Origin of the sequence: Chlorobium sp. (assembly GCF_036528655.1) — a bacterium.
GTDB lineage: Bacteria > Bacteroidota > Chlorobiia > Chlorobiales > Chlorobiaceae > Chlorobium.
On record NZ_JAIGND010000035.1, the window covers coordinates 1 to 21,779 of the forward strand.

The 21,779-nt window shown below is 48.8% G+C and carries 30 protein-coding genes, 7 pseudogenes and 2 riboswitches; of the genes and pseudogenes, 10 read left to right on the forward strand and 27 right to left on the reverse strand.

The window, feature by feature from the left end; genetic code table 11:
* Positions 1 to 110 precede the first annotated feature (110 nt).
* From K4305_RS10250 to K4305_RS10300, 11 genes and pseudogenes are all read right to left on the reverse strand, one after another.
* Positions 111 to 290, reverse strand: coding sequence for a hypothetical protein (locus tag K4305_RS10250; RefSeq protein WP_331562335.1), 180 nt, complete (start codon positions 288 to 290; stop codon positions 111 to 113).
* A gap of 51 nt (positions 291 to 341) precedes the next feature.
* Positions 342 to 1,055 carry an anaerobic ribonucleoside-triphosphate reductase activating protein gene (locus K4305_RS10255; protein ID WP_331562336.1) on the reverse strand — a complete coding sequence of 238 codons (714 nt, stop codon included), beginning with the start codon at positions 1,053 to 1,055 and terminating at the stop codon, positions 342 to 344.
* Entirely contained in the window at positions 1,049 to 3,208 is a 2,160-nt protein-coding gene (locus tag K4305_RS10260) for a ribonucleoside triphosphate reductase (RefSeq protein ID WP_331562337.1), read from the reverse strand. Before K4305_RS10260 ends, K4305_RS10255 begins: the two co-directional genes overlap by 7 nt.
* Positions 3,209 to 3,240: 32 nt before the next feature.
* Positions 3,241 to 5,568: a 5-methyltetrahydropteroyltriglutamate--homocysteine S-methyltransferase gene (gene metE / locus K4305_RS10265; protein ID WP_331562339.1), complete on the reverse strand. Its 2,328-nt coding sequence runs from the start codon at positions 5,566 to 5,568 to the stop codon at positions 3,241 to 3,243.
* A 135-nt stretch (positions 5,569 to 5,703) separates the two neighbouring features.
* Positions 5,704 to 5,892, reverse strand: a riboswitch (cobalamin riboswitch).
* Positions 5,863 to 6,117, reverse strand: a complete 255-nt coding sequence (locus K4305_RS10270; RefSeq protein WP_331562370.1) for a hypothetical protein — start codon at positions 6,115 to 6,117, stop codon at positions 5,863 to 5,865. It overlaps the preceding riboswitch by 30 nt.
* A 55-nt stretch (positions 6,118 to 6,172) precedes the next feature.
* Positions 6,173 to 6,358 (reverse strand): annotated as a pseudogene (locus K4305_RS10275) (ATP-binding cassette domain-containing protein); the annotation flags it as partial.
* Positions 6,359 to 6,374: 16 nt separating this feature from the next.
* Positions 6,375 to 6,560: a hypothetical protein gene (locus K4305_RS10280; RefSeq protein WP_331562340.1), complete on the reverse strand. Its 186-nt coding sequence runs from the start codon at positions 6,558 to 6,560 to the stop codon at positions 6,375 to 6,377.
* A gap of 18 nt (positions 6,561 to 6,578) precedes the next feature.
* Positions 6,579 to 6,926 (reverse strand): hypothetical protein, encoded by a 348-nt coding sequence (locus tag K4305_RS10285; protein ID WP_331562341.1) that lies wholly within the window; start codon positions 6,924 to 6,926, stop codon positions 6,579 to 6,581.
* 23 nt (positions 6,927 to 6,949) lie between these two features.
* A riboswitch (cobalamin riboswitch) is annotated at positions 6,950 to 7,166 on the reverse strand.
* Between the two features lie 328 nt (positions 7,167 to 7,494).
* The gene (locus K4305_RS10290) at positions 7,495 to 8,160 is read right to left on the reverse strand and encodes a four helix bundle suffix domain-containing protein (protein WP_331562342.1); all 666 of its coding nucleotides are present in this window, start codon (positions 8,158 to 8,160) and stop codon (positions 7,495 to 7,497) included.
* Positions 8,153 to 8,305 (reverse strand): hypothetical protein, encoded by a 153-nt coding sequence (locus K4305_RS10295; protein ID WP_331562343.1) that lies wholly within the window; start codon positions 8,303 to 8,305, stop codon positions 8,153 to 8,155. The genes K4305_RS10290 and K4305_RS10295 overlap by 8 nt, the downstream gene beginning before the upstream one ends.
* 274 nt (positions 8,306 to 8,579) lie before the next feature.
* Positions 8,580 to 8,774 (reverse strand): hypothetical protein, encoded by a 195-nt coding sequence (locus tag K4305_RS10300; protein WP_331562344.1) that lies wholly within the window; start codon positions 8,772 to 8,774, stop codon positions 8,580 to 8,582.
* Positions 8,775 to 8,946: 172 nt separating this feature from the next.
* Between K4305_RS10300 and K4305_RS10305 the strand changes: the two genes are divergently transcribed.
* From K4305_RS10305 to K4305_RS12335, 5 genes and pseudogenes are all read left to right on the forward strand, one after another.
* Entirely contained in the window at positions 8,947 to 9,549 is a 603-nt protein-coding gene (locus tag K4305_RS10305) for a LysE family translocator (RefSeq protein WP_331562345.1), read from the forward strand.
* 44 nt (positions 9,550 to 9,593) lie between these two features.
* Positions 9,594 to 9,728: pseudogene (locus tag K4305_RS10310) on the forward strand (antitoxin); the annotation flags it as partial.
* A gap of 145 nt (positions 9,729 to 9,873) precedes the next feature.
* Positions 9,874 to 10,116 carry a ribbon-helix-helix domain-containing protein gene (locus K4305_RS10315; protein ID WP_331562348.1) on the forward strand — a complete coding sequence of 81 codons (243 nt, stop codon included), beginning with the start codon at positions 9,874 to 9,876 and terminating at the stop codon, positions 10,114 to 10,116.
* Positions 10,101 to 10,439 carry a type II toxin-antitoxin system PemK/MazF family toxin gene (locus tag K4305_RS10320; RefSeq protein ID WP_331562349.1) on the forward strand — a complete coding sequence of 113 codons (339 nt, stop codon included), beginning with the start codon at positions 10,101 to 10,103 and terminating at the stop codon, positions 10,437 to 10,439. Before K4305_RS10315 ends, K4305_RS10320 begins: the two co-directional genes overlap by 16 nt.
* A 103-nt stretch (positions 10,440 to 10,542) precedes the next feature.
* Positions 10,543 to 10,635 (forward strand): annotated as a pseudogene (locus K4305_RS12335) (type II toxin-antitoxin system mRNA interferase toxin, RelE/StbE family); the annotation flags it as partial.
* Positions 10,636 to 10,758: 123 nt separating this feature from the next.
* On the opposite strand, the gene K4305_RS10325 reads toward K4305_RS12335, so the two are convergent.
* The 5 genes and pseudogenes from K4305_RS10325 to K4305_RS10350 all read right to left on the reverse strand — a co-directional run bounded on the left by K4305_RS10325 (position 10,759) and on the right by K4305_RS10350 (position 13,329).
* Positions 10,759 to 11,706, reverse strand: coding sequence for an HpcH/HpaI aldolase/citrate lyase family protein (locus K4305_RS10325; protein ID WP_331562350.1), 948 nt, complete (start codon positions 11,704 to 11,706; stop codon positions 10,759 to 10,761).
* 224 nt (positions 11,707 to 11,930) lie between these two features.
* A complete protein-coding gene (locus K4305_RS10330; RefSeq protein WP_442880469.1) occupies positions 11,931 to 12,206 on the reverse strand; it encodes a DUF2442 domain-containing protein in 276 nt (91 codons plus the stop codon).
* Positions 12,166 to 12,422, reverse strand: a pseudogene (locus K4305_RS10340) (DUF4160 domain-containing protein). The gene K4305_RS10330 and the pseudogene K4305_RS10340 overlap by 41 nt, the downstream one beginning before the upstream one ends.
* Before the next feature lie 335 nt (positions 12,423 to 12,757).
* A complete protein-coding gene (locus tag K4305_RS10345) occupies positions 12,758 to 13,075 on the reverse strand; it encodes a type II toxin-antitoxin system HicB family antitoxin (RefSeq protein WP_331562352.1) in 318 nt (105 codons plus the stop codon).
* A gap of 2 nt (positions 13,076 to 13,077) precedes the next feature.
* Positions 13,078 to 13,329 (reverse strand): type II toxin-antitoxin system HicA family toxin, encoded by a 252-nt coding sequence (locus K4305_RS10350; protein WP_331562354.1) that lies wholly within the window; start codon positions 13,327 to 13,329, stop codon positions 13,078 to 13,080.
* A gap of 479 nt (positions 13,330 to 13,808) precedes the next feature.
* Between K4305_RS10350 and K4305_RS10355 the strand changes: the two genes are divergently transcribed.
* Together K4305_RS10355 and K4305_RS10360 are read left to right on the forward strand one after the other, a co-directional pair.
* Complete coding sequence (locus K4305_RS10355; RefSeq protein ID WP_331562355.1) at positions 13,809 to 14,117, forward strand: BrnT family toxin; 309 nt, start codon at positions 13,809 to 13,811, stop codon at positions 14,115 to 14,117.
* Positions 14,089 to 14,403 carry a BrnA antitoxin family protein gene (locus K4305_RS10360; RefSeq protein WP_331562356.1) on the forward strand — a complete coding sequence of 105 codons (315 nt, stop codon included), beginning with the start codon at positions 14,089 to 14,091 and terminating at the stop codon, positions 14,401 to 14,403. The genes K4305_RS10355 and K4305_RS10360 overlap by 29 nt, the downstream gene beginning before the upstream one ends.
* Before the next feature lie 216 nt (positions 14,404 to 14,619).
* On the opposite strand, the gene K4305_RS10365 is transcribed toward K4305_RS10360, so the two are convergent.
* The 5 genes and pseudogenes from K4305_RS10365 to K4305_RS10385 form a co-directional block, all read right to left on the reverse strand.
* Positions 14,620 to 14,949, reverse strand: a complete 330-nt coding sequence (locus K4305_RS10365; protein ID WP_331562357.1) for a type II toxin-antitoxin system RelE/ParE family toxin — start codon at positions 14,947 to 14,949, stop codon at positions 14,620 to 14,622.
* On the reverse strand, positions 14,946 to 15,224 hold the full coding sequence (locus K4305_RS10370; protein ID WP_011745988.1) for a type II toxin-antitoxin system Phd/YefM family antitoxin: 279 nt from the start codon (positions 15,222 to 15,224) through the stop codon (positions 14,946 to 14,948). Before K4305_RS10370 ends, K4305_RS10365 begins: the two co-directional genes overlap by 4 nt.
* A 73-nt stretch (positions 15,225 to 15,297) precedes the next feature.
* Positions 15,298 to 15,441 (reverse strand): hypothetical protein, encoded by a 144-nt coding sequence (locus K4305_RS10375; RefSeq protein ID WP_331562358.1) that lies wholly within the window; start codon positions 15,439 to 15,441, stop codon positions 15,298 to 15,300.
* Positions 15,442 to 15,532: 91 nt separating this feature from the next.
* Positions 15,533 to 16,063 (reverse strand): annotated as a pseudogene (locus K4305_RS10380) (virulence RhuM family protein); the annotation flags it as partial.
* Positions 16,060 to 16,476, reverse strand: a complete 417-nt coding sequence (locus K4305_RS10385; protein WP_331562360.1) for a hypothetical protein — start codon at positions 16,474 to 16,476, stop codon at positions 16,060 to 16,062. The pseudogene K4305_RS10380 and the gene K4305_RS10385, both read right to left, overlap by 4 nt.
* Here K4305_RS10385 and K4305_RS10390 point away from each other — a divergent pair.
* The 3 genes from K4305_RS10390 (at position 16,475) to K4305_RS10400 (ending at position 17,406) form a co-directional block, all read left to right on the forward strand.
* The gene (locus K4305_RS10390; protein ID WP_331562361.1) at positions 16,475 to 16,783 is read left to right on the forward strand and encodes a BrnT family toxin; all 309 of its coding nucleotides are present in this window, start codon (positions 16,475 to 16,477) and stop codon (positions 16,781 to 16,783) included. The two genes, K4305_RS10385 and K4305_RS10390, sit on opposite strands and share 2 nt — an antisense overlap.
* Complete coding sequence (locus tag K4305_RS10395) at positions 16,755 to 17,069, forward strand: BrnA antitoxin family protein (RefSeq protein ID WP_331562362.1); 315 nt, start codon at positions 16,755 to 16,757, stop codon at positions 17,067 to 17,069. Before K4305_RS10390 ends, K4305_RS10395 begins: the two co-directional genes overlap by 29 nt.
* A gap of 64 nt (positions 17,070 to 17,133) precedes the next feature.
* Entirely contained in the window at positions 17,134 to 17,406 is a 273-nt protein-coding gene (locus K4305_RS10400; protein WP_331562363.1) for an antitoxin, read from the forward strand.
* Positions 17,407 to 17,737: 331 nt separating this feature from the next.
* Here the strand turns inward: K4305_RS10400 and K4305_RS10405 are convergent, their stop codons facing one another.
* The 6 genes and pseudogenes from K4305_RS10405 to K4305_RS10430 all read right to left on the reverse strand — a co-directional run.
* Positions 17,738 to 19,390 carry a P-loop ATPase, Sll1717 family gene (locus K4305_RS10405; protein ID WP_331562364.1) on the reverse strand — a complete coding sequence of 551 codons (1,653 nt, stop codon included), beginning with the start codon at positions 19,388 to 19,390 and terminating at the stop codon, positions 17,738 to 17,740.
* A gap of 400 nt (positions 19,391 to 19,790) precedes the next feature.
* Complete coding sequence (locus tag K4305_RS10410) at positions 19,791 to 20,216, reverse strand: SUMF1/EgtB/PvdO family nonheme iron enzyme (RefSeq protein WP_331562365.1); 426 nt, start codon at positions 20,214 to 20,216, stop codon at positions 19,791 to 19,793.
* A pseudogene (locus K4305_RS10415) lies at positions 20,161 to 20,277 on the reverse strand (transposase); the annotation flags it as partial. The gene K4305_RS10410 and the pseudogene K4305_RS10415, both read right to left, overlap by 56 nt.
* A gap of 113 nt (positions 20,278 to 20,390) precedes the next feature.
* The gene (locus tag K4305_RS10420; protein WP_331562366.1) at positions 20,391 to 20,912 is read right to left on the reverse strand and encodes a hypothetical protein; all 522 of its coding nucleotides are present in this window, start codon (positions 20,910 to 20,912) and stop codon (positions 20,391 to 20,393) included.
* Between the two features lie 279 nt (positions 20,913 to 21,191).
* Positions 21,192 to 21,350 (reverse strand): hypothetical protein, encoded by a 159-nt coding sequence (locus K4305_RS10425; protein WP_331562367.1) that lies wholly within the window; start codon positions 21,348 to 21,350, stop codon positions 21,192 to 21,194.
* A gap of 245 nt (positions 21,351 to 21,595) precedes the next feature.
* A pseudogene (locus tag K4305_RS10430) lies at positions 21,596 to 21,779 on the reverse strand (pentapeptide repeat-containing protein); the annotation flags it as partial.

Sequence of the window (21,779 nt, forward strand, 5' to 3'; positions counted from 1 at the left end):
TCGGTGAGAAACTCGCTGACAAAGCTCGACTATTACGGTATTATTATAGCGTTATCGACGCAGTAGGTAAATATTGTATACTTGACAAAAAAAAGAATTTGCTTTTCTCACTATGGGATGTCCCCAAGCCCCCCCTCACGCTCCATGTCGGAAAAAAACTCGCTGTTCAGCTCCAGCTGCCAGTTGCCCTGCCCCTTCGTCCCGGTATCGTCGGAAACGAGTGGATGGGCAGCATACAGCCGGCTTGCACATAAAATCAGCGAAAGTTCCGGAATAATTTTTTTCAGCATACGTGATATGTTTTCAGGTTTACGAAATCAAAACACAAAAAGAACATGCGATCAGCCGGAGCTGCAGATCAAGCAGTTGAAGCGGGAAGCCAGAGCCTGAAGCTCCCTGTCGCTGAACGCTCCCGCCGCAAGTGGCCTGAGCGTTCTTTCCGGCCGGAACCGCTGCAGGACAAGGCGGTTCCCCGCCGCAGCGGCCATCTCCTCCACATCTTCCGAAGCATGAATCCCTTTCAGGAGAGTACTCCGGAAAACCACGTCGATTCCGGAATTCAGGAGCAGCGAGCAGGAGCGCTCTATTCGCTTCATCATCGCCTCGGAACAGGGAATACCAATAATCTCCTCATAGCGCTTCGAGCGAAATGGAGCCTTGATGTCGAGAGCAACACTATCCACGAGCCGCTCCTGAAGAAGCATCTCCAGCATTTCCGGATATGAACCGTTGGTATCGAGTTTTACAAGAAAACCATGCCTCTTGAGGCATCGTAGCGCATCAGGCAAAGCATCATGCATTGCCGGCTCTCCTCCGGTTATGACAACGCCATCCAGTAATGACCGGTTACGCAGCAGGCGCCTGAGTACCTCATCAAACGGTATGTGCCTGTTGCGTTTCATTATTTCAGGATCGACCAGCTCGGGGTTGTGGCAGAAAGGGCAGCGAAAGTTGCAAGCGGATGTAAAGACCACTGCAGCGATATATCCTGGAAAATCCACAAGGCTCTGCGGCAGATAGCCACCTACCGGGAGATTGATTCCGACGCTCAGCATGCCGCCATCTCTCCTGCCGATGCTTCATGCATGTCAGAAAAAAGTTTTCTGTCCGCAAACTCGCTCTGCTTGCCTCCATTCCACTGCTCCACAGGCCTGAGGTAGCCGACTATCCGGGTATAAACCGTACACCGCTGCTCGACCCCCCGGGCAGCACAGTCGGGACAATACTCGTGCTCGCCGAAACGGTAGCCGTGGGAGGGGCAGATGCTGAACGTGGGAGAAATGGTAAAATAGGGCAGCGTGAAGTTCGCCGTCACCGTTCTGACAAGACGCTTTACCGATTCTGCAGGAATCTCCCGCTCACCGACAAATGCATGAAAAACCGTTCCACCCGTATAGCGCGACTGGAGCTCATCCTGCAGGCGGAGCGCCTCGAAAAGATCGTCTGTATACCCTACGGGCAACTGCGTTGAATTGGTATAGTAGGGTTCCGCCCCAAGCTGTACGGCATTTTCGTTTGCGGTAATAATATCCGGATAACGCTTTTTGTCGATCCTGGCCAGCCGATATGCGGTGCTCTCTGCCGGGGTCGCTTCGAGGTTGTAGATATGACCTGTCTCCTCCTGAAATGCTTCGAGCTTTGTACGCATAAAATCCATTACCTGCAGGGCAAAGGCTCGGCCATCCTCATCCGCTATGCTGCAACCGAGAAAATTGAGGCAACACTCATTCATACCGGTTATGCCGATTGTCGAAAAGTGATTGTCCCAATACCGGCCGTTTCTCACATGAAGGTTCCGGAGATAAAACCGTGAATACGGATAAAGTCCCTCCTCCGTCAACCGCTCGATAACCTTCCGCTTCACTTCGAGACTTGTCCGGGCAAGTTCCATGGTGTGGGCAAGCCGCTGGAAAAACTCGGCTTCGCTCCTTGCTTCGTAACCTGTTCTCGGAAGATTCATGGTAACCACGCCAACCGATCCGGTCAGTGGATTGGAACCAAACAGTCCGCCCCCCTTCTTCTGCAGCTCGCGTTTGTCGAGCCGAAGCCTGCAGCACATGCTGCGTACGTCATCGGGACTCATCGAGGAGTTCACAAAGTTGGAAAAGTAGGGTATGCCGTAACGGGCCGCCATTTTCCAGATTCCGTCGTAGACAGTATTGTCCCAGTCGAAATCGGGCGTGATGTTGTAGGTGGGAATAGGGAATGAAAAAACAGCACCGCTCGCATCGCCATCGATCATAACATCCGCGAATGCCCTGTTGAAGAGATCCATCTCATCCTGAAAATCGTCATAGGTCTCTTCCTGCAGTTCGCCGCCCACGATAACCTGGCGATTTCTGTGGGTTCCGGGCACCCTGAGATCAAGCGTCACATTGGTGAACGGGGTCTGAAACCCGACCCGTGTCGGCACGTTCATGTTGAAGAAAAATTCCTGCAGACACTGACGCACCTGATGGTAATCAAGAGCGTCGTAACGGATAAAGGGGGCCAGAAGCGTATCGAAATTCGAAAACGCCTGGGCTCCTGCCGCTTCCCCCTGCATGGTATAGAAAAAGTTGACGATCTGTCCGAGGGCTGAACGCAGATGCCGTGCAGGTTTACTCGATGCATGACCCGTAACACCGGTAAATCCGCTGAGCAGAAGATCTTCGAGATCCCAGCCGACACAGTAGACGCTCAGGAACCCGAGATCGTGGATGTGCAGCGATCCCGAGCTGTGAGCTTCACTGATCTCCGGAGGATAGATGCGGTTAAGCCAGTACTGAGCACTGACGATGGTGGATATGTGCTGGTTCAGCCCCTGCAGCGACCACGATGAGTTGGCGCTCTCCTTCACCCGCCAGTCTTCGAGACTGAGATAGCTGTCGACAAGATCGACGTTGCTGAATATCTCCTTTGTGTCACGCAGATTACGGTGCTGATGGCGATAGATGATATACGCTTTGGCGGCTTCGAACTCTCCTGCAGAGAACAGCGCCTTCTCGACAAGGTCCTGGGTTTTTTCGACCGTCGGCGTTTCCTCTCCGGTACACTCTTGCAACCGCAAAAGCACATTGCCGGTCAGTTGCTCTGCCTTGGCGCGATCCGGACGCCCGACAGCCCTGAGCGCCCTGAAGATGGCATAGGTGATCCTTTCCGGGTCGAATGGCGCACGCCGTCCGTCACGCTTGATAATTTCATGAAAAACGAGATTGATCTTTTCCATAACATGCTCATGGTTTTAGTGAAAGTTTCCCGTCACCCCACGGAAACCGGGGGCTTCTCCAGGTGACGTCTTGTCATGATCGTAGCGGTCACCATGTTTTCGATGGCCGGAATGACCTCATCCCAGCTTCTGGTTTTCAGACCGCAGTCGGGATTGACCCATATCTGCTCCGGTCTGAAGTGCCTGAGCACCTTTTTCAACTGCTCCTCCAACTCCCGCTCTGAGGGAATGCGAGGCGAATGAATGTCGTAGATGCCAGGCCCGAGCTGGTTCATGTAGTCGCCCTCCGCGAAGTCGGCAAGCACCTTCATATCGGAGCGCGCCGTCTCGATGGTCAGTACGTCGGCGTCCATCATCTTGAGAGCATCGAGAATGTCGCCATAATCGGCATAGCACAGGTGCGTATGAATCTGCGTTGCGGGGCCGACACATCCCGAACAGAGCAGAAACGCTCTGACCGACCACTCCAGATAACGCTCGCGATCCGCCCGTTTCAGCGGCAGCCCCTCGCGGATGCCCGGCTCGTCGATCTGGATGATGCCGATGCCGGCAAGCTCCAGGTCCGTCACCTCGTCGCGCAGTGCCAGGGCGACCTGCATGGCCGTTTCGCCGAGCGGCTGATCGTCCCTGACGAACGACCACTTCAGAATGGTACCCGGCCCGGTCAGCATCCCCTTGACCGGCTTGTCGGTCAGGCTCTGGGCATACATGGCCAATTCGACCGTCATCGGCTGCTTCCTGCTCACGTCACCGTAGATGACAGGCGGCTTCACGGCTCGCGCTCCGTAGCTCTGCACCCATCCGTTGCCGGTAAAAGCCACGCCGTCGAGATGCTCGCCGAAAAACTCCACCATATCGGTGCGCTCGAACTCGCCGTGAACCAGCACGTCCAGATCGACCGACTCCTGCCAGCGGATCGCCTGCCCGATCATCTCCCTGATCGCTGACCGGTACTCCTCCGGCGACAGGTTTCCGTTCCGGTACCGCTTGCGAAGCGAACGCAGCTCCGGGGTCTGCGGCAGGGATCCAATCATGGTGGTCGGAAGAACAGGCAACCGCAACCACTCCTGTTGCAGCATGTTCCTTTCCGCGAAGCACTCCGGACGGGCAACCGGCTGGTTGGCAAAAGATGCGCATCTCGTGCGAACCTCCTCATTGCGGAGCTGCTTCAGGTGTCTGCGCTCTTCCACGATTTTCAGATGTTCGGCAAGTCCGTCGAAGGCCTCGCCTGAAACATCATCCTGCATCAGGTCGGCAAGCAGGCGGATTTCATCGAGCTTCTGCCGGGCAAAGGCCAGCCACGGTTTCAGGAAATCGGGCATCGATCCTCCTTCCGGCTCGTTGTCCCGGTCACAGGGCACATGCAGAAGCGAGCAGGACGACGACACCATCACCCGGTCGTGGCCAAGCGACTGCACCGCCAGACCGAGCAGCCCCAGGGACTCTTCAAGATTATTGATCCAGATGTTCCTGCCGTCAACAAGCCCGAGCGATATATTCATTTCGGGAGGAAGCTGCTCGAACAGAGCCGGCAGATCACCAAATCCCCTGACCGCATCCACATGCAGCGTATCGACCGGCAGCGACAGCGCGGTCGCAAGATTGTCGCCGAGACCGTCGAAATACGTAGCCATAATCAGGTGCATATCGGGAAAATGCTGCCGCAGCAGAGCGTATACCTCGCCGAAGAGTTGTCGGGTGCGCTCATCAAGATCGGTAACGAGGAACGGTTCGTCGAGCTGCACCCACCTGCAACCGTTGTAGTGCAGATCTTCGAGCACGGCCATATACACCGGCATCAGCGACTCGATGAGATCGAGACGGTGAAAGTCCTCCGACTTTTCGCGACCGAGCAGCAGATAGCTGATCGGGCCGATCAGCACCGTCTTGGGCTCGGCAACACCAAAAGCCTTCGCTTCGAGAAACTCCTCGACGCACTTGCGCGAAAAGTAGTGAAAGTCCTGATCGCGGGTGAATTCCGGGACGAGGTAGTGGTAGTTGGTATCGAACCACTTGGTCATCTCCATGGCGGTCACATCAAAGCCCGACTCCTGATAACCCCTGCACATGGCAAAGTAGAGGTCGAGGTCGGAGAGGTGACGGCTCAGCGCTTCATACCGTTCCGGGATTGCCCCGAGCGTGAAACTCATGTCCTGCACGTGATCGTACAGGGAAAAGTCGTTGCAGGCGATCAGGTCAATGCCCGCCTCATGCTGAACGCGCCAGCGATACTGTTTTTCGGCAAGAGCCGCAGCCTTGAGCGCCGATTGATCGAGTGTGCCCTTCCAGTAGCCTTCGCAGGCTCTTTTCATCTCTCTGAAAGCGCCGATCCGGGGATAACCGGAAGTGTGAGTCAGCATACGTATTCCGGATTGGTTTCCGGCCAGTCTGTATGCTTGCGTGGGAAAAGACAAGAGAAGGCGCCGCGCCTGCAGGAACAGCGTCCGTGCAGCCGGGCTCATCATCAATGCTTTTATCCGCGAAAGCATGGTGTTGAAGAAAAAAGAAACCGGACAGGTCTCCTGGCTTGCCGGTTCTGCAGCACCTTCCCGTCCCGCCCTGGCGGAACAGTGGCATAACGCTGCACAACATGCTTTCGGCTTCACAGTTGCGCGTCAGCTCACGATTTGCACGTGATTCCCTATTAAACCCCTTTACAGGGTATCCAGTCTCCACAGTAAAAAAAGAACAGTCATCAATGGCATCCCGATCCTGAAACTACAGCGCACATGAGGATCTCGATCCCGACTTGCCGGGGCCAGCAGCAGCATCGGCGTCAGGGTGAACGAACTGTGAAGAAACAGGCCCATGACAATCAGGAGCGATGCCGCGAACAGTCCTTTGACCATGGCTGCGAGCACCTCTCCAGGCATGATGCCGCTTGCGGTGACCGGCGACTGAACAAGCACCTGGAAGGTCTTGAAATAGACCCGGTTCAGATTGAGGGCACCGGCAACCCAGCTGTCCGCAAATGGAGGAACTGCCGCTGTCAGCTCGTGTAAGACCCGTCAGAATGCGAATCAGTGTGCTCTTTCCTGCCCCGTTGGGACCAAGCAGCCCAAAAAATTCTCCCTTGCTGATGGAAAAGCATACTCTGTCAAGAGCCTGAACCTCTCCATAACTTTTTCTGATATCGTTAACAAGGATCATCACTCATAGAGATACATCATTCATGATTGCCATTATGCGGGCTCATCGCACGCAACATGGTTCTTGCTCCACCGGGCATCAACAGCAGACCAACCATAAGAACCGGAAGAACGAAGCGGAACCGGAATTTTTTCACCACGGTTTCCGCACTGTTGAGACGATCACCAGAACCATGCGGCAGGTTTGCCGGAAAGCTTTTCATCCCGGTCTCCACTTGATCTCAGTTGTTTCGCCAGAACGGAAAGCTGGTCAGCGTATTGCCTGCAAAAGCTGACTCTTCGTGAGAAAACCATCGGCACCTGACGCTATCGGGATACGTATCCGGCCCCGGAAGATCGATCCATTCAGCCTGAAACAGCAACGGAGGATAATAACTGTGAGAAGCGAGTGTAGTATCGTTACCGATCATCAGGAAATGCAGCGGCAAGCCGACTGGAGGGCCGAACGAATAGTTTCGAACAAAAAAAATGATACGACCAAAAAGAAAGAAAAGCAGCCGGTTGCGCATCGAGCTGAACGATGTCAGAAACCAGCCTGTTCCCGAAAATGGAACGAGGATGTTTTTCATGTGGTATGTTGCTTTATTCCCGAAGCGTTAAAAAATATGCGGCAGGTCTTCTGACTTTCCCGGGTCTTGCCGTCCTTCCCATCCCGATCAGATCGGGACAGTGGCATTGTCGGCAAACCATCTCGCCAGCCAAGCGGCCAGCGCGGGATTACAGCAGCGGGTACTGTTCCGGACTTGCACCGGATTCCCTATTAAGCCCGTCATGTCTCCATGACCGGCGCCATATATGGCTGAAGTATAAGAAAAATGACGATTCAGGCAAATGGTCGCGGAAAATATTTTTCACCAGCGAACAGGATTGGTTACCCGGTGCAGGAGTCAATATCGGATCACCGTTGCTGGTACAAATCGTCTCGATACCACTTGCAGGGATTGTTTCTGACAGATGCCCTGATATTGTCCATATCCCGTTCGTTTCTGATGATCCGCTCAAAGCAGGTTCGGAACATGCCCCGATAAAACCGCTGAACGCTCCATTATGGTGAACCGGTCATCGAAACCGGTGAAATACAGGCTCCTCTGCCACCTGCTTTTTCAGGCTACGGAAAGGCGCCTCACAAGTCTCGCGTCATCGTTGCTGGTTTCTTCTGCTGGTTCGCACCCGGTACAACCGCTCGGTAAAACCGCCCTCGTTTTCAAAATCCGCGGCAAGTTTCGCAACTTGCCGGTCGAGGAGGTAACATGCCAGGTTCAGAAGCGAAAGCGCCGCATTTGCAGCCAGACAGGCTGAACTCAGGGTGGTCAAACACGGACGTCCACGGACAGGAAAGGACGAATGGACGACTTCCTGCCTGTCCGTAAGAGTCCGTGATAGTCCCTGTGCTTCCGTGGCCTGTCTTCTCTCCTCGGCAACCCACGCCTGCACCTCATGCAGGGTTTTCGGCTGAAGCGTCTTGAATCGCCTGAGCGCCGGATGCTGCGGATCAAGCAGTTCATGCCCGCGATGCCGCAGAAAATCCTCGAAGTCAAGTTTCAGCTCTTCGAGGCTTGCCCGGGCAACCTGTGTGAGCTTGAGTTCGGTTTTCTTCGACGTCGCGGAAGCAGCAGAACCTTCTGCAATATTCTGCACACCGCTCCGGGCAGCCTGCACCATCTGGTCATGCGTTCGGCTGCGTTTATCGACGTACTGGTTGCAGAAACGCACCGTAACGTCATAGACGAGCTGCGACACCTGAAAGCTTTTCAGCCTGCGATAACCACCATGTTTTGGAATGAGCGGTTCCGGGTCAGTCACGACCAACCTCCCGAATAACCTCTGCATGCACAGCTTTTTCCATGTTTGTCAATGTCCTGTTGCGCAGTCTGAAAAAGCTTTTTTCAGATGAAAGCAAGCGTTTCTTTTTCTCGACATACTGCTTGAAGAGAGTTTTTTTATCCATTCGAAAGCGATACGGGTCATGAGAGCCTTTGGTTATAATAACTCGTTTTACAAAAAAGAAATATACGATTACAACCAAAGCACGGCAAGTATTATAAGGGCACCTCTAAAAAGTGTGATGAGCGGTCCGAGTGCAAGGCGGACGGAACGGAGAAACCGGAATGTACACAGAGTACATGAGGATTTCGAGTACCGCCCAACGCAGCAATCGGGTCGCGTAATAAGTTTTTAGAGGTGCCCATAAGTTCTGGTTTCGGATTTGCTTATATACCTGCCTATAAGGGCAACACCAGTCGGAATCCCTGGAAATCGTTGACGGCTTTGGAAACCACAATGGAGCGCTGCGAGGCACGGAAGGGGAATTTGTCGGGATAGCGCCGGCAGCCGCCCCGTTTCTGGTGGAGAGATTCCTCGCCGGAGGCGGTGTTTGCGGAATCGGTTTCGTCGTGCCATACGCTGCACAACTCCATGACGTTGCCGCAGTCTCCCCGTATTTACAGAAACTCTCGCAACTCGCTATCAGTAGTAGATTCATCTGACAGTTGAGGGTTTGGATCTGCGTCCTGGAGTACTACTCAATTTACCTGTATATTGTAACAGGAAAAGGTGTTTCATCGGCCCTGTCAACTTAATGCAAGGCGCATGCTCACTTATCTGATCTGGGGAATTGGATACGGTTTCACCGCAGCCATGCAGCCGGGTCAGTTTCAGGCTTATCTTATGGCACAGACGCTTCGTCAGGGATGGCGAAAAACCCTTCCCATGATCTTCGCGCCCCTGCTGAGTGACGGTCCGGTGATCGCCATCGTCCTGCTTGCCTTGAGCCGACTGCCGGTCTGGTGGCTGCAGGTTTTGCGTTTTGCCGGAGGGCTCTTCGCACTGTATCTGGCAGCGGGCACATTCCGTGCATGGCGGGATTTTCAGCCTGTGCAGGAGAGCCCGTCATCCGGTGACCGGCAGAATCTGTTTCGGGCAGTATTGGTGAACCTGCTTAATCCAGGGCCATACCTCTTCTGGAGCCTCGTGACAGGTCCGCTGCTGCTGGCGGGATGGAAGGTAACGCCGATGTATGGCATCGGATTGCTGGCGGGATTTTATGTAACAATCATTGTGACGCTTGCAGGATTCATTCTGCTTTGCTCCGCCTCAGGCAGACTCGGCCACAGAGCAAACCGGTTTCTGCTCGGCATATCGGGCCTTGCGTTGGCCGCCTTCGGTCTCTTTCAGATATTCTCCTCCCTGTAATCTTTTCAGCAAATCGGCTTGACTGATATGAACGAGTGGCAAAAAAGCGGATCAACATCCGAATATCCGAAAGCGACCTGAACCGGCTTAAGGCAAAGTCCCTGGAAGAAGGCATTCCTTACCAGACTCTCGTATCGAGTCTCATCCACCGCTACGTTTCCGGCAAAACGGCCTCCTGAATACCGTAAAATCCCTCGGCCCACTCACCCCTGGCAATCACGGAGGAATTGCGACTCTCTGAAAAAAAATAATGACTCGACGTTGATTTAATCAAAAGGAATCGGTATGATAAAAGGTATGATAACCATGCAATGAGGAGAGCAGATGGGAAAAACAAAAGTTGCGGTAACCATTGATGCCGCGACCATCGTAAAAATTGACCGGCTTGTCAAAGCAAAGGTTTTTGCCAATCGCAGTCAGGCAATACAGGAAGCGCTCTATGAAAAAATCGAACGCATCGAGCACAGCAGACTGGCCGAGGAATGCGCAAAACTTGATGCTGTCGAAGAGCGCCAACTCGCGGAAGAGGGTATGAACGGAGAGATTGACGCATGGCCGGAATACTGAGAGGTGAAATCCGATGGGCCGACCTCAACCCGACGCGGGGTAATGAGCAATCCGGCCTCCGACCAGTACTGGTTGTAAGCCATGATGTGTTTAATGACCGATCAGGAACGGTTATTGCAATCGCGTTGACAAGCCAGCCACAAAAAGCGGGTTTTCCGCTTACCACGCCTATTGAATCAGCCGCTCTTCCAAAAAAATCGTGGGTTAAAATCAGCCAGATCAGAACCCTGTCAACAGAACGGATCGGAAGCAGAATCGGAAGGCTTTCTGCCGAAGAGCTGATTCGGGTTATCGAAGGCCTCAATGAGATAATCGGAACATAACCCTGCCGACAGGGCTGTAGATTGTTAGCCCCATTCAGACTTCAACAAACTTTCCCGGCAAAGATGGCATGGATTCTCCCTGGAAACACCATCCCCACCCGTTGTCAAGCCTGACCTCATTTTGATCTACCGCAAACCCGACGATCACTCCCTTGAGCTTGTGCGCCCTGGTTCTCATAGTGAGCTTGGACTTTGAAACTGCAAAACGACTTCCTGAATAGCGAAAACAGGCCACAAACTATAGCTTTACAATACTATACGTTATAGAATTTTTTCGATAGACGGAAGAACGTCCCTTCGGCATACGTTCAGCATCGCATTACATTCCTGAGACTTTCTCATGATCGGTTGCAGCCAGAACAGCCAATGCTCCTCTGTAAACAGGCTCGTCGATAAACCCGTACTGCGCATGCACAAAGCCGGTGTTGCCCTTTTTTGCCTCCTCTTCAAAACAGCGCACAATGCTTATTGCTCGCGCGCGCTCCTCTGGCCTGGGGGCGAAAACCCGGTTGGCCAGCTCCACCTGCCCCGGAGAGATACAGCCTTTGGATGAAAAGCCCATGCTCCGTTCCTGAAGGCACCATTTTTCGAAGGTCTCCAGATCCTTGTACTCCTGATAGACAAACGATACCGGATGAAAGCCCGCTGTGAGGGCATCCACCAGAAAGCGTGAAAGCATATAGCTGGCCGTCGGGTTCCCAGGAGTGATCACCGACTGGGGCAATCCGAGATCGGCACATAAATCCAGAATACCCAGATAGACCGTATCCACCCGCTCCTCAACCCTCAACTCGGCAAGTTTCTTCAGTGCCTCACCGGTCTCGACAGAAAGATGGATTCGAATCGCAGGATCTACCAGACGACAAGCCTGTTCGACTTCCTGAGCGGTTCTGACCTTGGGGATACGGATTGCGTCCGGCACTGCCCGATTGATCAGCCGGATATCTTCTTCACCCCCTTCACCCAGGGGATTGACCCGTACAATCAGTTCCGTTTTCGCCTCCCGGGCATGGGCGGTAAACAGCGCGGCCAGAGCACGAGCGCGGGGCTTCTCTTGCGGTGCAACGCCATCTTCCAGGTTGATGACAGCCATATCTGCTGCCAGTAGATCCAGTTTGTTCAGATGGTTGACCCGATGGGCCGAAACCATAAGGGCGCTTCGGCGCAGACCGCGAGTCAGGGGGCGCCGGGAAACAGTTTCAGGCAACTGCTGTTCGATCGCTTCAATACTGGCACTGTCCAGCCAGGTAATGTCTTTGAAAATCATCAGGACCAGGGATTTTGCAATGAAATGCCTGCATCGAAACAGGTTGGGAAGGTCACACCTTCTCCCTGTAAGATGTGCGGGTGTGTTGAAGGAATATATCCATAGAGCAGCTATTTCAGGATGCCCTGGAGAATCATATCAGCAGGAACAGGGTACTGCTCCTGCCGTTTTTGCCCTGCAACCTGGCGCGTGTAACGCTGTCAGGCGTTCCGGAACCAACCAGATCAAGATGTCACCTGCTCATTTGAAACAAGCGGAAAGCGTTCTGGATGTTCTATAATCTCCACCGTCAAATCCACATCCAGATCAGGCCACCAGAAATGACCAGCTGATTGCTCCTTAACGTTAAGAATTGATTTTACCGTTTGATTCCTGAACCACGGAAAATCTTTATATGAAAGAAACAGCTCTTTGCCGTTATAGAGAAGCCAGATGCCGTGTTGTGAAATGTTCGATACCTCAACTTCTGAAATGCTTTCGCCATGCTTGACAGAGTTCATCGCTGTGTGCCTCCACTATTGATTCGATCTGTTTTAACTGAATTCTTGAATAACCGGAATTCTTGAATAACCGGAACTTTTAGCAAGTTCAATTTCAGGTTCAAGCCAATACTTCGCCTCGCCATCACACGATAGAATATGTACATGCATTCTGCTCTCTTCACGCGAAAAGAAGAAAAATCGAAACCCTTGTTCACAAAACACGGTAGGACTCATATTCACTCCGCAAGATTTGAATTCCCCATTCACAGCGCAATATAACACTCGCCTTTCATTCTCGCAGAAATCAGCACCTCAAAGCCCCCCCACCGCAAAAAGGCCCTGTGTTCGCCCCTCTCCACCCATCCATCGCATGGCCCAACGAAGCGGATATCGCTCCGGAATCCCCCTACGAAAAACTTCTGCAAAAAGAACAAAACCGGAAATCCACCTGGGAACGCGAAACCCCGGCTTCGCATATTGACCCAGAAGATCAACAGTAGAATTTGTGGCAACGGAACAACGTCCCGGAACTTCCCTCATCATAAAATTTGCAATAACGGCTTGAAAGATCATGCCGATTCAAGAGTATCGGAAATCCATCGGTTCAGGCTTTTACCTGATTTTGCAGCCTTGATAAAGACTTTATGGTGCAGTTCCGGGCTCATTCTCAGCACCAGTTTTCCGGAAAAGGGCTTATCAGGCTCCTCTCCCCTTTCCTGACAGAACTCCAGATAGTCATCGACCGACTCCCTGAATGCCCTCTCTATCCCATCAACGGTTGTACCCTGGAACGTGATGACATCTCTTGTATCCAGTACTTCACCGTGAAAAATTCCGGATTCGTCATCATATTCAACATGACCGGTATATCCTTTATAAGTCAACATGTTTATCGGACTCCTGCTTCTTGTAAAAAACGCCTCATGGATTGTAAGGCTCCCTTGTCTGTTTCTTTTTGAGGATGGGGTCTGTGAAAAACAGCACGAACTCCATTAAGGGCAATGCGAACCCGTGAGCCCCTCCCTTCAGACAATTCGGCTCCAAGAGCATACAACAGATTCTCGATGTCAGCCCATTGAACATCCGAACGAACCGGATTTTGAAAAATCTGGTCAAGAATCTTTTTGTGTCTCTTCTGCATGATACTATATTATAGTATCATTTTTTTATTCCCAAATAAAATAAATACGCTCGATGTTCGTCTGCCGATAATGGCAACGCCATGCGATCTTCCGCGTCTTTCAACACATCCCTTACAAACGCATCACCGTCCAGAATCCGCCCACCACTGAGATCTTTGTTTATGCCGCATTACATAAGACAGCGTTCCCTGTGTGTCAAGTCTCGATCCTCGTGGCATCTGGCTCTTTTGTCTTTTGCTTTTCAAAAGCTGCCAGCACTCATCGTTTGGTTGCTCACTGCACGGCTAAACACAATCTTCTACGCTATTGCACTGCGTCCCCTATTCCTCTTCCTCAAGACACTCCGATCCCGTCCCGGAATAACCCCTCTTGAAAACCGAATACAGGCTTACGGCTGCAGCCTGCGAACCGCTTCTTCAAGAGCATCACTTGCCCGTTTCCCCACCACTTTGTATATTTCAGCAATATACACAGCGTCATGGATCGTTTTACAGGCATCACCGGGTTCCAATGGGATGAAGGCAATCTTTCAAAAAATCCCGGAAAACATGGAGTAGCGAACTCCGAGTCGGAAGATATCTTCTTCAACGAGCCATTGATCGTCGCCGATGATATGAAGCATTCAGGAATCGAAAGAAGATGGTTTGCCCTTGGCAAAACGAATGCAGGAAAAAGGCTCTTTGTCGTCTTCACGCTCAGAAAAGACAAGATCAGAATCATTTCATCGAGGGACATGAACAGGAGGGAGATAGCCAATTATGAAAAAGCAGAAAAAAACAGTTCCTGAATTCAGGAGTGAACAGGATGAACGGGAATTCTGGGCCACGCATGACTCGTCGGAATACATCGACTGGGAAAAAGCGGGAACCGCAATCTTCCCCGACCTGAAGCCGACCATGAAAACCATTTCGCTACGGCTTCCCGAGCAGATGCTCAACCGCATCAAGGTGCTTGCCAACGAAAGAGACGTGCCCTATCAGTCGCTTTTGAAAATGTTCCTCAAGGAACGAATCGACCGGGAATACGAGCCAAAACGCAGCAGACCGCACTCCTCACGGAAAGCGAACGCATGATCGGCCTCATCCACCGCTACGTTTCCGGCAAAACGGTCTCCTGAATACCGAAAACAGTCAACAAGCTATAGCATTACAAAATTGTACGTTATAGAATTTTTTTGATAGACGGAAGAACGCCCTGGAGTTGCGTTTAGTTTACGTAGTTCTGAGCGTCCCCTTTTCGCCCGTAGTTACGCGTCACAAAGATCTCTGTTCCGGTATTCCAGAGCTATATCATAAACCAAGAAAACGATGCAGGAGAATATCCTCGACGTTTCTGCGGCTATCGATGATTGAAAGAATAAAAACTCGATCCTCAGAAATCCGGTATAGAAGACGCCAATGCTGAATCAACAACTCCCGGTAGAAATTGATCCCCTGATCGAGAAGCTCCGGAACAATCCGACCTTGTTCAGGACAACAGCCAAGCTCTTCTGATTTCTTCCGGATATGATGCAGAATTTTCATGGCGTTATCAGGACTGTCGCAAGCAATGAATTCCACAATTTCACGAAGATCCCGCTTTGCAACCCCAGTCCATAAAACACGATAACTGTTTCTCATACCGGCTTTCGCAACTGCTTTTCCAGTTCGTCAAACACCTCGCCGTGCTCATGCACATCGCCTTTTCTCACATCCTCCTCTCCCTGGGCAATCAGCTTCAGAATACCGAGAGCATTGCGCATATCTTCATAACTTTTCGGATCCTGAAGCACCGCTTTAGGCTCACCGTTCTGAGTAATGATTACCGGTCTGCGTGTTTCGTTAATCTGCTCGAGCAGTAACGCCGCATTTGCCTTAAGCCAGGTTATCGGCCTGATATCTGATGTTATTTTCATTGTGTCACCTCCGGTCTTAATATAGTACCAAATTCAGTCGGCACAAACAAAAAAAACCGACCAGCCATATCCCTCACACCTCCACGACAACCGAACCCATTCCGGATACGAATATTCCCCGATCTTTATCGTCGGCAACAATCTCTCTTTTTTCGATCCTCCGGATAATCACATGATGCAACGTGCCCGGCGAATCGAATCCTGGACCTCTCGGCATGCCTCTACTCGTTGGTGTGTATCGGAGAAAGTTAACGCAGCATTCTGGTCATCGTAAATTCATGATTTCATGAACTTCCCTGAGACCCCCCGTAGATGTCGGTGACCTTCTGGTAGAACTTGCGCTCGGAGAGACGAATCTCCCGAATACGCTGCAACTGTTCTTCAAAATACTGGTCGGTAAGGATGGAGCCACCGCTTTTCAGTCGTTCGTCATCCATGGCATAGCCCTTGATGGTGAACTCCTCAATGATAGTGGTCGCCCACTTGCGGAATTGTACTGCACGTTCGGAATTTACCTTGTAACCAACGGCAATGACAGCTGCAAGACTGTAATGTTTGGTGTTGTAGTTTTTTCCGTCTCGGGCAGTTATTCGAAAATTTCGAATAACTGAGTCCTCCTGTAATTCGCTGTCTGAAAAAACTTTTTTCAGGTGATAGTTTATGGTAAGAGTCGCCACGTCATAGAGCATCCCCATCATCTTCTGGGTAAGCCAGATATTTTCATCGGCATAAACCGCATCGACGCCCCCTGTGCCGCTGGCAGCGATAAAGGTCAGGTATTCAGCCGCCGAGGAGCGAACAATAGAAACATCCTTACCTGTTTTTTTTCTCCCGCTCATACCTTCCCCCTTTTGTCTATCAAGAGGCAAGCCATCGGTTCGGCCTTGAGCGCCTGCTGCATCCCTTCGCCAAGGAATTGTTTGTTATCCTCGACATCCCACCCTGAGAGAGTTTTTTTATCCATTCGAAAGATGCAAGGGTTATGGGGGCTTTTTGGAAGAATAACTCGTTTTGCAAAATGGAAAAATACGATTACAGCCAAAGCACGGCAAGTTTTTTTCAGTTCTGAGTTACGAGTTCTGAGGGCTGAGTTGTTTCTGAGTCCGCCTGCACCGGCAACACAAGCCGGAATCCGCGGAAATCGTTGACGGCTTTGGAAACCACGAACGAGCGCTGCGAACCGCTTCTTCAAGAGCATCACTTGCCCTTTTCCCCACCACTTTGTATATTTCAGCAATATACGCAGCGTCATGGATCGTTTTACAGGCATCACCGGGTTCCAATGGGATGAAGGCAATCTTTCAAAAAATCCCGGAAAACATGGAGTAGCAAACTCCGAGTCGGAAGATATCTTCTTCAACGAGCCATTGATCGTCGCCGATGATATGAAGCACTCCGGAGTGGAGAGAAGATGGTTTGCCCTTGGCAAAACAAATGCAGGAAGAAGACTCTTTGTCGTCTTCACGCTCAGAAAAGACAAGATCAGAATCATTTCATCGCGGGACATGAACAGGAGGGAACAGAACACTTATGAAAAAGCAGAAAAAAACAGTTCCTGAATTCAGGAGTGAACAGGATGAGCGGGAATTCTGGGCCACGCATGACTCGTCGGAATACATCGACTGGGAAAAAGCGGGAACCGCAATCTTCCCCGACCTGAAACCGACCATGAAAACCATTTCGCTCCGGCTTCCCGAGCAGATGCTCAACCGCATCAAGGTGCTTGCCAACGAAAGGGATGTGCCCTATCAGTCGCTTTTGAAAATGTTCCTCAAGGAACGAATCGACCGGGAATACGAGCCAAAACGCAACAGGCCGCGATCCTCACGAAAAGCGAACACATAATCGGCCTCATCCACCGCTCCGTTTCCGGGCAGGAAAGCCACGAAACACTATCTGAAAGAAAAAAATGAAAACGCAGAAGAACGATGACAGCGAAGAAGATATCCTTCGTTCCTATGAACAGGACGAATGGCGATCGGTCGAAGAGTTCAAAAAGCTCAAGGAGGAGTATGAGGCCTACGCTCGCAATACTTCGAATAAAAACAAGCGAATCAACATCCGAATATCCGAAAGCGACTTGAACAGGCTTAAGGCAAAGTCCCTGGAAGAAGGCATTCCTTACCAGACTCTCGTCTCGAGTCTCATCCACCGCTACGTTTCCGGCAAAACAGCCTCCTGAATACCGAATACGGATTACAGACTATAATATTATAAAACAATACTTTATAGAGTTATTTCGATATACATAAAAACGTTCTGAAGTTGCATTTAGTTTACGTAGTTGCGAGCGTCCCCTCGGCATTGCACACGAAAAACTTCTGCAAAAAGAACAAAACCGGAAATCCACTTGGGAACGCGAAACCCCAGCTTCGCATATTGACCCAGAAGATCAACAGTAGAATTTGTAGGAACGGAACAACGTCCCGGAACTTCCCATTTGGAATATCCCAGAGACAATCAAAAACTATTCATTAACATACGTTTTGCTTACCAACATAAATCCAGTCTTATCAGTCTCTTCTTGTAGAGCGCTGTCTCATAGAATGAGCTTTGACCCCAAAAGACATATAAAACATCGGGTGTATTGCTATTTTCACTTCATCATTAGAATCACCATCATACAGCATACCCTCATCCTTATATGACCATACATATTCTGAATATGAACCATTTTTTATACCTATTAATCCTACAATATAAAAGATTTTTACCAACATAAACTTCATTTCATAAGCACCACTCAAACCCTCTGCAATAGAAAAACCGATTTCAGACAAATTATCTTTTCTAAGCCCTTTTTCAGCAGCTACAGCTAGACATAACTCCTCTATTTCTTTATCAGTAATCAAACTTATACTAAATATAGGCGGCCTATTCTTTAATATTTTCGCATAATCTAACAAACTAGGATAATCAGCATACCACTCATCAGCTAATGACTTTAATCTTGCACGTGAATATAAATATTCCGCATTTAATAACACAATACCAGAAACAACAGGTGAATTAATCGACTGTTCAATACAATAATTAAAAAAAGAAATCAAATCACGAGGCCTCATCAATGTCCTTTCTACCATATAAGAAAAAGGATCATAACCTTTTATCTGTTTAGGCAACAATTCTTTATAACCAACTTCTTGATTTGTATATCTTTGCTTAACAAGATAATTTATTCGTTTATCAAGCATTGATTTCATGCTATCTCTATCCCACTTCATCCTTAAATATAATGAATCATACTTTTCCTCTTGAAAACCAGCATCACGAGTCTGACTAAAAACACGCCGCAACAAATCGTAACGAATAGAAATAATAATCTTTACACCTCTAACTTTTCGAAAATCTCTTACAGTTTCAATCAAAGCACGAACCAATCGATATCTCAACTTATCATCAACCCAATTCTCATCCAAACGATCTATAACTATATAATATCTTTTTTTTCGATCTGATATAACATTATCAATTAAATCTATTATATCTGACAACTCCCTTATCTGAGCATCATTAACAACATGCTGGGCTTTATTAACAATTTCAGTTTTTTGCTCCTCACTCAACACAATCGAACCCCCTCCAGAAAAATTTATTCCTGGCACCTGAGAAATTGCAGATGCTTTTAATTCATCCTCTACTTTATTTGTTATTTCCTTTATTCTATATTCAGTTTCTTGCCAAAATGATTTCCCCCACTTTTCTAAATACTCAATAGCCGTTTCATCTTTTTTATTATTTTTAAATAAATCCCTAATCCTAACCAAAAAATTTCTTTTTTCCGATTCTGAATTAATATGAAAATGATGCTTCAAAATTTCGACAGCAAACACATGTCGCCATAATAACTTATAAAACACATCGAGACGCACACCTATATTAGAAAAAAAATCAAGCACATTAGAGTTAGAAATATAAGCAAGAGCTAAACTTTCTGGTTTTATTTCTATAACATGATCTTCCAGCTCTCTCAAGTGCAATAATAACGCACTCTTACCACTACCAGTCCTGCCAATTACAATTCTTTTTGGATCATCACAATCCCTTAAAGAATCAAGATACCCTATATCAACAAAACAATTTCGTAAAAAACGAAGATCTTCTTCAGCATCTGCAGCGCCAATACTATCTGAATTACGAAAACGAAATTTTGCTGGTAAAGTCATATAATATCAGTTTTACAATTATTTATTTCAAAAAAACATAAATAGACAAAATACTTTTTTCTTTTTATAGAATATTTTACTAAACGAAATATGTTATAAATTGAGTTTCGTAGTAAAGAATTATGAAAAAATGATTAACATCTTTAACTACTATCTTGCCTTCTGCAAGTTTATCGATAAATAGAGCGTTAATCCTGTTTTAAATTAGTCATGTTTTATGATTTATTTTTGATATCATAGTAGTTGACATCCTTGCACATTTTATTGGAAATAAATTGAATATCCCCATACCGAATCATGCGCGACCAATTCACTTTTACAAAAAACAAATATACGATTACCTACAAAGCACGGCAAGTTTTTTTCAGTTCTGAGTTACGAGTTCTGAGGGCGGAGTTGTTTATGAGTCCGCCTGCACCGGCAATACGAGGCGGAATCCGCGGAAATCGTTGACGGCTTTGGAAACTACGAACGAGCGCTGCGAAGAGCGGAAGGCGAACTTGTCGGGGTAACGCCAGCAGCCGCCACGTTCCTGTCGGAGTGACTCTTCACCGGATGAAGCGCTTGCGGAATCGGTTTCGTCGTGCCAGACGCTGCACCACTCCATGACGTTGCCGCTCTGGTTCCAGGTTCCGTAGCCGGAGACCCCTTCGGGATAGGCGTACACCGGAGCGACCGAGTTCGCTCCCCAGTTGTTCCGGTTCCGGCAGTTGTTTTCGTCCCACCGGTCTCCCCTCCTGTACTGTTTCAAGGCCATGTACCGGAAGGTAGCGGCGAAGGAATTCCACTCTGTCGCTATCGTCGCGAACGATACTACCCTGTTCAATTCCCCGCACCATTACATGATGCAGCGTTCCCGGTGTGTCAAGTCTCGCTCCTCGTGGCATATGGCTCGACTGGTTTATTTATATCGTAAAAAGATAACTCTGAGTTGTTTTATTGCAAGTTCATAATTTCAGGAATATCCCTTCATCCTTGCGTCACTCCTTGATTCCCGCTATCAACAAACTTTTGAAAGTGATACCAACTTATCTTTAAATGTTTTTTTTGCATCAAGAACCTTTTGAAAAGCTCTAACAAAAGGATCATTCATATCACTTAGATTGATCGTACTGACATGTAATGATTCCATAAATAATTTAATAGCTCTATCTATTTCGTCTGCTTCGCTTAAAAGTTCTCGATAATAAAGATTTACATTTAATAAAAGTGTCGGAACCTTCTCATATGGCTGAGGATTGACCTCACCTTCTGGCAATTTCTTTTCATGATTTATTTTTGCAACTAATTTCTGTACAGAATATTCTATTTCTTCTGCAAGACCACCTAATAGCTCTAACTTCTCTCTGCGAATTGCGCGTATTTCTTTTTTTTCTCGCCAATACTCTTGAATTATCGAACCAACTATTACCATAAAACCGCCCAGCAATACTTGTATCATGGACATCCATTCTTTGCCAGCAGTTACTACAGCCAAGCTGCTTTTAATCTCATGAAGTAACCGTAATATTTCTAATTCCATATTGATATTTTTTTTAGTTTCAGATAATACATAAGCAAAAAAAACAAAAAATCTAGAAAGTATCTATTCGTTAAATTAGGTACCGACATTCATTTCAGTCGCTTTTCACTCCGACTTCACACAGATTTTCGACAACTCTCAATGTTGAAACCCTCGACAGACTGGGCAATTGTCACATCGGCATCTCCTCACGCCACATATGTATGCGAAGAAAATACCTTCATTCCCTATATGTCGATCTCTGTAGATATAGTACACTGCGGGACGCTCCTGAAATCATTACGTACGCGCTTTTTTGATAATCTGACACACTTCCGATGCCGATACCCCAAGCAGCGGAGCCATCAGGGCATACGATATACCCATCTCGAATACCAGCGTCATCGCAAGCTCCTTCCTGATTTTGGAGAACTCTTTGCGGCGACAACCGTTCTCCATAGCCTGCCACCGAAACATCAGCCTCAGCAATCACCTCTTGAGCAAAATCTCCACTGTCGTTCACCCCATAGCTTCATCGACAACACCTCTGACCAGCCTCCTACCGAACGAATCAGACCTCCACCGGTCAGCGTTCCCCGCTGTCGCCCACGCTTAACATCTTGCTGCATAAACTCAAGACTAGCCCTTCGTAGACTGCGAAACATACTGTAATAGCTGATTTGATATAAAACTTTTTACTTAGGCTAATGTGGATTCTTGGGCTTCAACAACTCTATAAGTTCAGAAACCTTCTCATTAAGAATGGCCGCCTCCGTTTTTCTTAGCCATTCCGTTGCGGGATCGAACAGAATGGGCTTCTGAAACTGCTGTGAAAGCCAGAATATCCTTACAGACAATGCAAGTAGACCGAGATATATTATCAAAATA